Genomic DNA, 14154 nt, shown 5'->3' on the forward strand with positions numbered 1-14154 from the left:
AAAATCAAACACTATGGGATAGGCATTGTGGTTTTGAACACAAAATTATTTGGGATTATGACGCTTGTGATACAGACGTTAAATTTTCGTGTTCAAACCATTCAAATGGCAGCAGAATGGGTACCCATATCGATGCCCCTGCGCATTGTGTCGCAAGTGGAAAGACAATTGAAGACTTAAGTCTTGATAGCTTACTGTCTCCTTGCATTATGATTGATGTTTCAAAACACATGCATGAAAATTATCAATTCACTGCTAAGGACATTAAAGTTTTTGAGCGCGAATTTGGCCAAATCGAGGAACAATCCTTTTGTTAATAAAGCATTTAAATATTTTGGAAGTGGCTCAGGCTCTTCACTTTACAGCTTTCTCAGAGATCTTCTCTGAATGCGGAGGAATGATATTCTTCGTGCCCAGGGCGTCCCATTGAAGACGAGAACACGTAGGTAAATAATGTTGCCACAATGAGAAAGGCCAATAAAGCCAGAATTAGGCTGAGCGTTGGTCTATTCTTATTCTTTCTTCGCTGAAAAACAAAATCCAAGCTCAGAACAATAAGCAGAATAGCAATCAGGATAAGAATAATCCAAGTTAACATGCTATCCCTCTCTTTTTTATGAAATTAAGGTTAATTTTTCAGAGTATAGCAGCTAAAAAAAATAAACCCAACTCACTGAATCAGTAACTCACAACGGGAACAAATTGGCTTTGCTCCCAGCTTTCTTGACCCGCTTGATAGAAAAACCTATTTCGCTGATGCGGGTAGGGAGTTGTTGAAGACGGCTCGGAGTTGGATGTTTGCCTACTCTGATTCTGAGTTGCTTCCTGAGCACATCGCTTTATATTGACTTGGAGTTCTTCAACAATTTGTAAGCTTGCCGTTTTCGTCTCAAAAAAGTCCCATTTGTGCGAATCGGAACGAATAAATTTCAGGGTGGCTACTGCGAGAATAGCACTGAGGATATCGATAAGCAGTTGCCCTATTCCTCCTCGATGAGTGGCTAAAATACCACGAGATTTTTCAACTTCTTTTGAGCACTCTCGAATAAACTCAGATGGGTAGCAAGGAGCCTGAAAAAATTGTTCAATTTCTTGGCGAAGTGTGCCATAAAGATCAAATGAAGCTTGAGCAACGTCTTTGTACGCTTCATCGGTAAGTGCTCTTACCGCATGATGACACGCCTTTACTTTCAAAGCGTGTAAGGATGCGATTAATGCCTTGTCTGGATGAGCAGTAGACTGTGCCTTTTCTTGGAGGGTGGTTTGTGTATCCGCTAAATGGTCTAGCCACGCTCGCTGCTTTTCTTTAGAGAATTGTTTATGTGTAAGCGCTAGTTGCAGTGTAGGATAGTCCAGATTTTTATTAAGAATAGCCTGGAGTACATTGTGGCCCACCTCTCTTTGAAGAATCGACTGCATGATTTCCAAGTCTTTTGTTTTTTTGACTAACTTGATTAGGCATTCTTCACTGAGAGGGCTAGAGTGGAAGGCATTTAAGAGGATTTTAACCTCAGACTCATCAGCAATTAAAAAGGCTTCTTCAAAAGGTAGCGCATCAGCTACTGCGTGACCTCCATGAAGAAGCAGTTTTAATGCTAAACGTTCACTTAATGGATGCTCGCAAATAAAATTGATCACCTCTTTATAGAGGTCACTGTCCACTGGGTATTTCTGGGCAATTTGCAACAACCGATTTTCCCACCGTGGATTGTTGCTCAGTGCTAATTGAGCAAAACATTTTTTAATGAGGTCCTTAAAGAGAAAGTGCGTTTTAGAGTTATTTGAAGGGACTGAACCGCCGATTTGGTTAATCATCAAATCGATGTCATTTTCATTGGCAAGTTCAGCCATTTCTCTTACTGGTAACAGGGGGATAGCCTGTTGGCCAAAAACGCGTAAAACTTTAAACGCCACTTCAGCCGTCAATGGTTTCAGTAAACCCCTATTGATGATTGCAGTGAATAGTTCCGATGAGCATTGAGAATGCAAGAGAATGGCTTCTTGAACTTCATCACTGGCTGCCGGATGTTGAGAAATTTGTGCTAGCGCTTCAGTTGTCTGAGCTCTTAGAACAAGATCAACTAATTGCTTTTCGTTAATCTCCTTCCTTTTGAGCAAAACAGTTAAGACTTCATCGCCAATTGTCGCTTTTTGCAATAGCTTATCCATGCATTGGTTAAAACATTCTTCGCTATCGCATCGTTGCAACATGAGTTTCAGATGCTGATCAGAAAATTCATGCTTAGAACTAAGTAAATTTTCGATAAGCGTGCTGTCACAAAGTGGATGTTGAAGAAATTCAATGAAAAAGGCTTCATTCAGATTTTCTGCTTTTAAGAGTTCACGCAAAGCGTCCGTTGATTGGGAACGTTTAAGCAAGCTTAAAAAATAATCGGCGACTCCTTCCTTTAAATGGAGCTGTTTTTGGATAATGAGTATCGCTTTTATTGCAGCCAATTGACGCTGTTTGGCTTCTTCTAAATTCGAGGTGAGCCCGTGTAATGCGGTGATTTGGTTGCTCTGGCAGAATAGCTCAAGTGAAATGCCGAGGTATCTTGCAAAACACTCTTCCTGTTTGGTCGAGGGGGAGGAGGCTAGTTTGCCTGATAACCATGCTAATAATTCCTTTAAGCCCTGTAAGTGGTTTAAATGGTCACCGATGTAACCCAGACAATTGAGTGGTAAGCTGAATTTCTCCTGTATTTCGCGCGCAGTGAGGTCTCTTTGCAGACCCATTTGATTCGCGTAAGCAAAGGCCTCAGCAAGCTTTTTACATTCGGCTATTTGTGTAGGAATGAGTTGAGGATAGGCGTGTTTCCAATCGAAATGGCTTAGATCATCAAAAGGGTGCGCGGTGATATATACAAAGGTCTCCGTGGGAGGCTGCACTAAACTGGTTTTCAATTGCTGAAAATCCATTTCACAACCCGGTCGAAAAATTTGTAGCTTAGTCTCAAAAAAAGTCATCTTTTCGACGGGTTGCTCTTTTAACCAAAGCAAAGGGGTGACTTGATTCATCAGCAAATTAAATTCACCATTAAAAAAACGAACTTGCTCACGTAAACGAAGGTATTGTTGATCGCACAGAGCAGCTTCCGGACGAGCTCCTGAAACAACAGTATCCTGGGTACTTGCTATCCAGTTCTTGCCAGGTAGGTCCTTTATACACTTTTCTAAATCCTCAAGCTCTTGTGGCGTGACCACAGTGGCATGTAAAACATCCCCTTCGTAGTGGTACCAGACAAGGAAAACCGGTTTTACAAATGCATTGAGATAGTCGCGCTGCTCCTTATAATTGTAAGCATAGTTGTTGCTTACTCTTAGCGTTTCAGAAAAAAGAGGGGGCTCGGTTGTTGAGCGCAGTTCATTTATCGTTTTGGTCTTGTTGCTAATTAGCGCAGAAAATGGATTTAATTTTTCCCAACTTTCCTCATCTTTTTCCCACAAATTAGTGCTGTAGCGATAACATTCATGAGCCTGTTCTCGTTCGAATTGTAAATCTCTATGGGCTTCGATTTGGATTTGCACTTCTTTATTGGTATCAGCCCGAGTGCTTTTGTATTTTTTAGGGCACCAAGGGAGAACATTATCGATAATGTGTTGTAAGTCGGTGTCGACCTGCAGACGCGTTTGCTCTGGCAAGGGAATACCTGCCGACTCATAGCATCCCGTTAGAAGGGCTAATAACTCGGTTTTAGAGGTTTTAAGCATTCCTTCAACGTCTTTTTCCTCACTTATGCCCCCATAGAGGTTAAAATAATTACCCGTTGATTTTTCTTCTAAAAAGCATCTGAATTTTTTGGCAAGCACTGACTTTTGTTCGCCATTTTCGGAAGGAAGGCCTTGAATTAAAGTTAAGCTATGGCGGCGCATGAAGTTAACTAACTGGCTTTTACCTGTTGAAAGTACATCGGCTAACAGGATGGTTTTTTCTTTCAACACCAAACGTTTGGTTAAATCCTGTCGAGAAACACCCTCTAAGCGTTTCGGTGTAATGAGCTCAAGGCTTTGACCTCGGTGAAGCCAGCGCATGCGCCAATCACCTTGAATGTATTCGAGAAGTAAGTTGTCGTCATCCACGAGTGCTAAAGCATGGGCATCTTTAGTCTGCTCAAGATCGGTGCCGGAGGCATGGAACTGATCAAAATAAGTCAAACGCTCGTTGGGAGTGGAGCCTAAAATGCGTTGGATTTCTTTTTCATCACTGGTACCAAGTTTAATCGGTTCATTGGGTTTGCTAATATCCAGGGCATACAATACATTCTCTGCATTAAAATAGAGAACATGTTTAATAGGATTATTAAAATGATTTGGATTAATGTGGGCATAGCGTGCTAATTCTCTCGCGACAAGATCATTACTTACACCATTGAAAGTGGCGTTAATATCGATGATGGCGCGGATTCGCGCACGCTCACAGGAATGACCTATCGCATGTTCAACAAAAGATCGCACCCCTTGATAATCAAGACTTGAGATGCGAGTGTTTTTAGCATCCAGTACTTCAAGAATATACCCATCAGTCCCTAAAGAAGCTGTTGCATCGTAGTGGATACGGTGATGAAGGGTCATGTGATTTGCTGGAGTGCCTGTCAGCAATTGTACGCTGCGATACAAGTCCACATGATTAAACGAGTCACTTGAAAGGATAGATGGGTCGAGATTAATTTGTTTTAGACTGGACTCTTGCAGGATAGAAAAAATAAGCGGGCGATTGTTTTTATGGCGTTGGTAAAGGCTTTCTATTTGCGAAGCGTCAGCCAAATTCACTTGGCTTAGCCTTAAGCCACACTCCCCTTCAAGAGTAGCAAAACCGCGAGCGGTTGGTGTTTCATCGAGATGTTTGTAATGAGGATTCGCGAACAATTCTTGACGTGCTTGAATTTGCCAAGCAGAAATGCGCTCTTTAAAAAGCGCTCTGCTAATTCCTTTGATAAGCATCATTTGAATAGCGCGATTGACAGCGACAATTTCATTGCCATCACGGCTGTTTTCATTAGGCGCATTGTTGCCACTATAAGGAATAGGCAGGGTGTATTGAAGCGGTGTTAAATCGTTAAGTCGGGATGCCCCGTATTTCACATTTAATTTTTGGCGTAAGGTTTCTGGAAGGAGAGTATTGATTTCATTTTTTAAAATCCCCAGAACCTCTTTTTCCTCTGTACTTGCATGGGTTACTGCTTCACAAAGTTCTTTGTCAAGTAAGTACGCGATGAGCTTCTCTTTAATGCCTTCACCGTGTGCGAGTACAGCTTTGTCAATAAAATCCCTCAATGGGCTATTGGGTTCCTTGATGAGTTGAGTAGCAAGGTTTTTTTTGAATGGCTCCCAATCGTAATTGGTATCGAGGAACGGTGCTTTTTTAATAAACTCAGTATCGATAAAATTGAACAGAGCGACACAAGTTTTAATGAGGGCGGATCCAATGGGGTTGGGTTCGCCAAATGTGTAATTTAATTTTTTCTTAAAACACAAGCCTAAATGGGCTTCATCGATGATACAGTCGGCTTGGTTGCGGAAGAGGTCGGTGATTTTATCCAGCCAATAGACTTGCTGCTGCCAAACGGCATCATGTGGTTTGTCTGAAAGCAAGAACTCAGAATATTTAAGTTCTAAGGATTGAATGGATTCGCCTGTGGTCACTAAATAGCAGCGAGTAGCCATGATCTCAGTGAAGTGCTGATAGAGTTGCTCCAAGCGCTTTGGCGAGCAGTTGCTATTGCGATTAAATTCAAACCGATGGGCACGCTTGCCATACAAACGTTGAGATATACTGTTTAAATCAATGTGGTTGGTTGGTAAGGATGCGGGTGGCACTTCCACCACAACAAGGTTGTTTCCTAATGCCTTCTTTTCCGCAAGAACGGGAATGACTACTTTTGACTTCCCTCCACCCGGCATAATTTTTTCAAGTGTTTCATTAATGCTTCCGTCAGGAAGGGGTGTCAGTAAGCGCTTAAGTGCACTCTCTTGACGTTTTCGCAGTAGTATATTTTCAGCGTATTGAAGAACGACGGTGGCTGACTCGTCTAAACCTGGAATTTCTTTTCTTGCTAGCAGCTCTAATGCTTGTAAAGCCGCATCGATATCTTTCGTTTTAAGCGTGTTTTCTAAATGGCTAACAATCTTATTGTTAGTCTGATTTTGAATGCTCGCGACAAGGGCTCTGTGAATAAGGTGATGGAGTTGCTGGACTTTTGCCGCATTAAGCCCAGTCTTTTCAATACTGTAGGCCATATCCGCATTGCAATAGAGGGATAAAAGATCGGCTTTGCTGAGTTTAGCAAGTCTTTTTGCTCGTTTTTTTATTTTCCACGACTGAGCCATTTCTGGGGATTCTGGGCCTTGGTTAGCAAAATTAAGGGCTTCAGACCAAGCTGTTTGCTCTTCTAAAACAAGAGAAGGTGAAGCTTGATAAGCGATATCAAGAAGGGGGGTAGTCAGCGTTGGATTTTCAATCAAGTTTTTGGCAAGTGCTTTTTGCCCTTGTTCTTGGGCAAAAAGTAATTTCCCTGCTTGTCGCTCGATTTCAAAGCGCTGTTCGAGATCATAAGTGAGGGTTTTTCCTAGCGCTTCGATTGCCTGAGTTGTTTTTTCCTCAATATCACAGTAATTTTTTATTAATTGCTGTAATTGTTCGCCTTCTTGACGCCCACCTAAGGCTCGGTTTATTTCGGTTTGTATCGGTAAAAGGGCATGAAGCCCCTCAGTGACCTGAAGTGGCGTGGGTATTGGCTGTTCTTTGCTTAAGAGGTCTTCTGGTCTGGCTAAAACATCATGATAATGATCTTCAGCTTGAGAGACTTGCAAAGGAGGTACATCGCTATTGCTAAGCATCGTGAGTAACTTGTTCAACCCAATTTCTTGCTCAGTGATGAGCGATGGATTATGCAGGACGCGATAGAGCACATTGCAGAGTAGGGGAATAGCGGATTTTTGCTGATCAAACAAGGAATTTTGAGTGAATGGTACATAGCGTGTGGCAATTAATGTTTGGGCGCAGAAGTCAAGCAATTGCTGACGGTGCGTCTGCCCTGAGGTGCAGGCAATCTGAAAATAAGCCGGAAAATGGTCGAAAAAATTCTTTTCGCTAATGTTCGATGAAAGTGCATTAATCGCTATTTGCAAAGCATATTCATTAAATTGCGTTTTATTGGAGAGGCTATTCACCCAATAAGCGCTGATTCCGCATTCCTCAGGCAAATCTAAATTAATTGTTATAAGTTCAACGTTTGTTGATTTAGCCTGAACCGGCCTTACTGCCCTGATCTGTTTTTCGATAAACGCTAATTGTTTTTTGTCGGTATCCGAGAGGTTGCCAGAATTTCTGAATTTTAGGGTTTTAAGTTGTTCTTGAAGCTGCTCTAAATTTAAACTCATCCATTCATAGCCTATAGCCCCATAAAATAGATTGAGGGGGGACTGTTGGCAGTAATCGAGTAAACGTTTGCGCTCTAAGACTGAAAGTTGAAAGTCATGCTCAAGGTGACGCCTCATGGATTGCAAGCGTTGAAATGACGAATAAATTGTATTAGGCAACTCATTAAGGAATTTTGTTAATTGCTCATGGGCTTTTTGCTGATAAAGGGCATTGGCGGTATTTGCAGCACTGGGCGGTGAAAGATTAAATTGGCGATCTTGTAATAGGTAATCACTCAAAAGACTCATTGCTTTGAGTTGGCAAGCGACATAGCGAGGGGTGCTTCTCGTCACTTTGTTTTTTTCAGTCGGTAGAACATGAGGTAAATCGTTACAAATCCAGCTAATGAATTGCAATTCTGCAGGGTCACCGGTTACTCCCCCTAAGTGGGTATTGCAGTATTCGAGGACTTTCCATGCTTTTTGTGTTTGGTTTGTCGCCAGGAAGAGGTAGGCTAAATAAAGTGCATCGGCGACGGTATCGGGGATAGGCTCCCCATCTTGTAAACGAAAACTGATTGCTCTTTCACTGTTTTGGTAATTCCATTGAGGAATAGGGCTCTGTGAATTAATAGCCTTAAGCGTTTCAGTAGCAATTGTGCCATTTATATCATGGATAACGGGATAAAAAGCACTTGGTTTTGCCCCTTTTAGAGTCGCATAAAAACGGGCAACTGGCACGAGATAACGCGTTTGCCGGTCATTTTCAAGAACCAATCCAGCTACGGCTGGGTCAATAGGCGACGGGGTATCGACAACTTTCTCTCCCGTGTGTTGATGCACCAGCGAAGGTTCTCTGGAAGAGAGGTCTATTTTAAATTCAAGCCCATAACGGGGCAATTTAATGAGGGTGTCAGTGGTGCTTGAATGCGTAAGAGTGAACTGCATACTCTCAAAACGATGAAGGAGGTAGGCCCACTGGGAATGCAATTGCGTCAATTGGTAAGCTGTCTCTTTTCCTGCTTTATCGAGCACGATAAAACGGCCTGCTTTAAAAGCATAAATAGGAACATGGTCCTGGACTAATAAGCCATCCTTTGAGGTAATATCTCGCCAATAATCGACGGTGCTATCGGTCAAAACTTTAGGCAGGGAGGTTACTACTGGAGTCGCGGATTTATTCGCATGCTTTGCTAGATGGTCTGTGGTGAGTGGTCTTAATTCATAGGTTTTAATTCGCCCTTGAATGCGCCAATTTTTCTGCACAATCAGATTGTTATCGTCATAAAAAAGATGAACTTCTTCTTGTTTTTCGCTTGGCAGCAGCATGTATTTTTTATCGGCGGTGCTTAAGCATTCCTGATGGTTTTCTAAACCAAGACTCTTAATCAGGGGGTGATTTTGAATGTTGAAAGGGACACCACTTTGAGTTAATTTTTTTTCAGACAGTTTTCCTGAATAGACGTTGATTTCTGCATGGTGCTCGCCGTTTTTTAAAACGTAGCGTGGAAATTTTCCCCCCACGAGGGTTAATTTTTTGGTGTAAGGGTATTTTTGAAGGCTAGTGCGAATGGCCTCGATAATCTGCTCTTCAGGTTGTTCATTGGCTAATCGCTGAAATTGGGCTATTGCGCGCTCCACTGCTATCTGGTGGGCGGTGTCTTCCAGGATATGAGGATTAATATGACCTTGGATATAAAAAAAAGCGTCAAATGCTAAGGTGAAAAGTGCTTTAGGATCTTCACCTAATTCAATACGGGCCAGGAGTGTTAAGAATAAATATTGCTGTTGGACATAGGTGATATCTGGACTGTTGGGCTCAGAAAGCTGGTTGACAAGTTGCTGTTGTAGTGCCTTTAGACGAGATAAGCCTGTTGTTTTATTCGTGAAGGCGATATAGCGACTCACAAGGTAATCTAACCGTACAAACAGTAATGAGTCACGCGAGTGTTGTCCTTTTTTATTAAAATAACGAAATCCAGTCTCTAAAAATCGATCAAATTGCGGTAGAAAAAAGGGCTTGCTTTGCGTTTGTAGCAAAAGTCCTGGTTGAAAAAGGTTGGCTTCGACAAAACGTTTATCCGATTCGTCAACCAGTTTGCCAATATGGCGGGTGAAATAATCGAGTGTCAAAGGGATTTGCTGTTCAGGGACACAGCGCAGATGGTAATAGTCGCGGGCAATGATATCGGTTTGGGTAACGCTTTTGCCTGGGTCTGTTAGCCATCTACCCGGTTCTTGAAAAAGCTGAATGTGATTGGCAGTTCTCGCTTTTATTTTGCCCTTATACTGTAAGTGTGTTCCTTCCGGCATATCAGCATCTAATGCCTGTTTTGCAAGAGAGTCTTTTATGTCATATTTATGGTGGGATAGCGCTTTAGTAAAGCTTGAGCAAGAAAAATGTGACAGGTCAAACGGCGTTTTTAAAAAAGGCTCCCATTCATGATTTCCAAAATAGATTCGAGCTGGATTTTCATTATTTCCAAAATGGACTCCGCTTGTATTTTCATTCCGGTCAATGAAAAAGGGTTTAATTACTCTGCTTAATTTATTTTCATAGTGAAGATGCTCATAAACCTTTTGAATGAGTGGATAAAATTTTGCGTCAAGGCGAATTTGAGATTCTAAATGTAGGGAAATCATAAAAAGTGCTTCTAGCCCTTTTGTCCTGATCTCTGTGTGGGTGTAGGAGGTGTCTACAGCAAAACGACTGGCGTGATATTTTCGCTTTAACTTCTTGGTCAATTGGGGTTCGGTTGCTAGCAATTCTGCATAATAGGTTAAATCATCCATATTCGATGGGTTAGGAGCCTGGCTAAATCGTTTTTGTAACGCTGTAAATCGCTCATCCAGAATGGGATTGTTAGTTGCCCAATAGGGATTTCGCCCATGGTTATTTAAAAGAGCGTCCATTACCGCATCAGTGAATGGACTGTAGGAGGGACGATGCAATTTTCGAGTCAAGGTTTCTTTGACATCAGCCTGCAGCGAGAGAATATTGAGTACAAGTACATTGAGTACAGGGATTTGGGCTTCTTGAAGCCATTGACTTTGCAGGTTCGAGAGTAAACATTGAATTTTATCCAGATTCTGCTCGAAATCGCTACAGTCCTTTACTGTTTTTAAACCGCTATAAAAAGGAGAGGCCAAACCCCTTTGGTTATTAAGCGGTAGTTGTAAAATCAGTTTTTCAAGATAAAACAATCGCGCAGCCTGATTTTTTTCATTGGTGATAGCATCGATTAATTGCGCCAGATTTTGATTAAGGTTTTCTCCAGAGCCTAGATTAATTCGTAAGTTCGATACTTCATCCCGAGCAGGCAAATCAAAATGGGGCTTAGCAAACGTATTCGATCTATCGTCTAAAAATAGTGAAGGCACAGTAGTATTTAAATCGGTTGGAGCGGTGTTTGCAGGGAACGCAATACAGTTGATCTTTTTTTGTAGTGTTTTTATCTCTTGGTAGAACTTCGCTTTTTCTGTTTGTGGGAAAAGCCCAACAATATCCAGTATTTTTAGGTTGTTTTCGATGGCTAAATTGAGTTGTTCCCTTACTTCTGGATTAAAAGGTTGCTGCCCATTTAAGCAAGCATTTGCATAGTCAAAAAGTGCGAAATGTTTAAACTTAAAAATAAAACGCTCATAGTATTCCTTTGAGGGGGAAAAGAGCTTTAGCAATTGATGAAGACAGCGTTCCGTGCACGTCCCAGATAATTGTCCTCCGGTGTACCCATATTGGGGAATCGGGTATTTGATTTCCTTGCCACCAAAGTAGCTTATTTTAGGGAGAGTTTGTTCATAGAGTATTTTTGCCGTTACTGCTTTTTTCTGATGAGCAAAAGGAAGCTGGGGTTGCAAAAGCTGCTCAACAAATAAAGCCAATTCCTTCTTTCTTTTCTGCGAAGTGGGTGTCGGAAAATGCCAAGCTTTTACAGGATTATATAGCTCTTTCTCGAGACTCGATTTTTTCGGATGATATTCAAGTCCAGCGCCCGTATTAATTGCTTTAAAGAGATAGCCATCCTCCGTACGCGTGAATTCATAAATCATCTCATGGCCATTATCTTGCTCTTCCCATCCCCCTGGAAGATAGATTGTTTGACCTTTTTGAAGATTGAGAACATCAGTGGTAACCTGGGTAACTAATTCTTCAAACAAGAATGGATATTTCAGTTTCATCTCAATCTTAATGAGATAATCCATACTTTGCACTAAGCGGGTGTACTCAGGGCAAATGACTTCTGCCTGAGCAGTAGGGGTTTCGAGGTAATGTCTCAAATAACCAATTGTATTTAAGAAGTCATTTCCTTCCAGTTGAAACGTTCCAGAGAGATGAGCGTCGTTTTCAATATGAGCAAATAGTGAGGCATCAATTGTGGTCATAGGTAAATTAGATATTAAGTAACGTTAAATCTGGCCAATTATACACCAAAAATAGGACCAAAAATGAAATAAAATTTTTAAAGAAATTAAGAGAAGTGAGTTATTTCCTTTGGGAAGTGCATTTTTCTTATTAGAGAAAGAACAAATAGCATATAAAAAATTGGATAAAATCCACGATATTGAAAATAATTCGGTTCAATTTTTGTTTAAAAAAATTGGATTGGATGATTTTTTTGTGGATTTTTTATACCAAAATGAGATGCTGCATTAAATGAGGTTATAGCTTTGCCAAGCCATCTCGGTGTGTTTACTTGGCAGTGTATAATTATCTAATGTGTGCTGATGAAATAGTACATGGGAGAAGATAGCGCTTAGAGATGAGCATAAAGGCCGTGGTATAAGATTATCTTTTCAGCTATATTAGCGTCTAATTTTTTATTTAGGGTTTATTATGTCTAAGTTGAGCAATTATTTGTTACGTGAAAAATCCTTAAAGGAGTTTCTGGCTGCTATGGGTCTTGATCTTGCTCAGATCAGGCTATCGAGTGTAGACGATTTTTTTCTCTTTGATTTTAATGAGATTAAGCAAGTAGAGGGTTTTGTCAAAAAATTAAACGAACTAATAATGGGCATTACTAAGGCCAAAGTCAGGCCTTTAAATCTCGAGATGCACCCTGGTCTTGAGAGCACTGGACAAACAGTAGATCTTGGTGACGTTGACCAGGTAGAAGAGAATATTAAGTCCTTTAGCCTCATCGAGCTTATTGATGCAGATATTGCACAGGCAACAGGTTATACCCCTAAGATGCTTGAAACTCATCGGCAAGCATGTAAGGCCCTCTTAACGATTATTAAATCACAAGGGGCTTATTTTGTTTTTTCTCAGGAATCAAATTTGTTCGAGTTGGCTTTGCCTGATCCTGCCTATGCGTCGATGTTAAATCTTTTAAATTATCCCCATCTATTCGTTAATGCCGAAGGCAGACTCGTTTTTGATCTAAAAAAATACCTGAGGAATTCACCCGATAACCTAATAAAAATTACACGAGAAGAGACTGATGAACCCCCATTGCTCTTTCTCAATAGCAATGCCCTGAAAAAACAACAAATTTATTATGCAACCAAAGAACTGGATGAGGGCCGTCTTGAAGTAACCCCTTATTTTTTTGTTCCACACGCTATATCGCCGCCAAACTATCATTTCATCCTCGATGTCAGTGGATCGATGGCAGGATCACTGCCGGAGCTGAAAAAAAGTGTAAAATCGCTGGCGCAGCAACTTTTTGCTTTCCAACCTGATGCGCAGCTGACTATCACAACGTTTTCTAAAGGCATTAAGGAAATAGGCGTTTACAGAGCAGGGCTACTAGAACAATTGAATAGCGATGTGGACGGTCTGGTTACGGAAACTAACACTCCTTTATACGAAGTGACTGCAACCTTTTTGGAGCGGATTAAATCCAGTAATAATCAAAACAACCTGCTGTTGTTTACTGATGGCGAGGATAATGATTCGAAGGAGGATTCCGTTCAGAGAATTCATACAGTAATTAATGGGTTAAGGACTCACGCTTCAAGCATCCGAGTAAGAAATAAATTTAATGTCTTTAGCTACAAGGTCGGGCGAGATAGTTTAATGCACGAAGTTGCTAATGTATTTGACAGTGAGCTCGTCGAGACTTCGAGTGCTGATTTTGTTGCGGCACAAGAGGATCCTGAATTACTGATGAGATGGGCTGCAGCGCGGGAGCTCTTCTCAATGCGCCTGGTGGTAACCGATAAACTGGGAGGTCAAACTATTGAACAGTACCAGCAAAGCCTGGATATGTCAGGTCAATTAACCAGTCTTAAACCAAGAATTTGCCTACCGGGGGAAACGTTAGAGATTTCTGTGGCTGATGGCACCGGTACTCCACTTTTGGAAAGTTCTAAGCGTTTTATTAGAGAAGTGGTAACAGCGGTAACACAAGAGACTTCCAAGGAAACCAGTTTCATCCCTAAATTCTTTCTAGATTGTGTCGATCAATGCATTGAGGTGGCCAGAAACTATATCACTGATGTTGCGCACACTTGCCCAAGTTATTTTCATCCCAATCATCCTAACTATTGGCGAACCAATGGTCAGGTATTTTTTAATGCAGGGTTGCCTAGTGGCCATTCCAATTGTAGCTTACAGATGATTGCAAGTCCTTCTTCCCAGCCATTACAGTTGGGTTTCTCTGGAGGCGAATGATCTGATGCATTTAATCTATAGATTTCACTGTGAAACCGAGAATCCTGAGCGAAGCGAAGGCTCTCCTGTGGCAAGCTACTGCCAAGAGTCGGGAGGTCCTTCGCGTTGCTCAGGATGACGTGTTGATTGTCGTCCTGAGCATTGATTGTTCTCCCGAAGTGGTATTGTCGTCCTGAGCG

General features: G+C 41.4%; 4 protein-coding genes. 2 read left to right on the forward strand and 2 right to left on the reverse strand.

The features are described 5' to 3' along the window. The first annotated feature begins 47 nt into the window (after window positions 1–47). Window positions 48–317, forward strand: a complete 270-nt coding sequence (locus B5D33_RS03705; RefSeq protein ID WP_267889326.1) for a cyclase family protein — start codon at window positions 48–50, stop codon at window positions 315–317. Between the two features lie 53 nt (window positions 318–370). Here B5D33_RS03705 and B5D33_RS03710 read toward each other — a convergent pair whose 3' ends face one another. Then, a complete protein-coding gene (locus tag B5D33_RS03710; RefSeq protein ID WP_058453183.1) occupies window positions 371–598 on the reverse strand; it encodes a hypothetical protein in 228 nt (75 codons plus the stop codon). 80 nt (window positions 599–678) lie between these two features. Then, on the reverse strand, window positions 679–11742 hold the full coding sequence (locus B5D33_RS03715) for a DUF3638 domain-containing protein (protein WP_058453182.1): 11064 nt from the start codon (window positions 11740–11742) through the stop codon (window positions 679–681). A gap of 451 nt (window positions 11743–12193) precedes the next feature. Here B5D33_RS03715 and B5D33_RS03720 point away from each other — a divergent pair, with 451 nt between their 5' ends. Then, window positions 12194–13975, forward strand: a complete 1782-nt coding sequence (locus B5D33_RS03720; RefSeq protein ID WP_058453181.1) for a VWA domain-containing protein — start codon at window positions 12194–12196, stop codon at window positions 13973–13975. Window positions 13976–14154: the final 179 nt, after the last annotated feature.

This window comes from Legionella maceachernii, from assembly GCF_900167045.1.
GTDB classification, from domain to species: Bacteria; Pseudomonadota; Gammaproteobacteria; order Legionellales; family Legionellaceae; genus Tatlockia; species Tatlockia maceachernii.

Bases quoted from the DNA above. Each gene is read 5' to 3' on its own strand.
- B5D33_RS03710 (WP_058453183.1), bottom strand. From the start codon at position 598: ATGTTAACTTGGATTATTCTTATCCTGATTGCTATTCTGCTTATTGTT.
- B5D33_RS03720 (WP_058453181.1), top strand. From the start codon at position 12,194: ATGTCTAAGTTGAGCAATTATTTGTTACGTGAAAAATCCTTAAAGGAG.
- B5D33_RS03715 (WP_058453182.1), bottom strand. From the start codon at position 11,742: ATGACCACAATTGATGCCTCACTATTTGCTCATATTGAAAACGACGCT.